The organism is Salinimicrobium oceani, from assembly GCF_012037645.1.
Window position 1 is genome coordinate 1 of sequence record NZ_JAAVJR010001432.1, and the last position, 309, is coordinate 309.

At 39.5% G+C, this 309-nt stretch carries 1 protein-coding gene; it reads right to left on the reverse strand.

Translation table 11 applies throughout. From position 1 onward, the window contains the following. A partial coding sequence (locus HC175_RS22520; RefSeq protein ID WP_209310219.1) for a hypothetical protein occupies window positions 1-309 on the reverse strand: 309 nt, incomplete at both ends.

The following is a 309-nucleotide window of genomic DNA, read 5'->3' on the forward strand; positions in this document are numbered from 1 at the left end:
CCCGAAAGTCCTGGTGACAGGAAACTGCAGCTTTTTGACTTTCCGATGTGTGATTGTAAACTTTAGCCAACGCAGTTCCAAACAACACTTCATCATGAAAAGCGATATTTCCTTTCTTTAAAAACTCCTGAATTTCCCTTTTCACATTCACCACTGACGGTAAAATGGCATAAATTGGTTTTTTGTATGTTCCGATCTTTTCATTCAGCACTTCATAAACATCATCTACAGCTGTTAAACCCGGACTCCCAAAAATAACAGCCATCGCATCAACTTCGGGAGAGGTTTCACAATATTCCAGAATTGCTT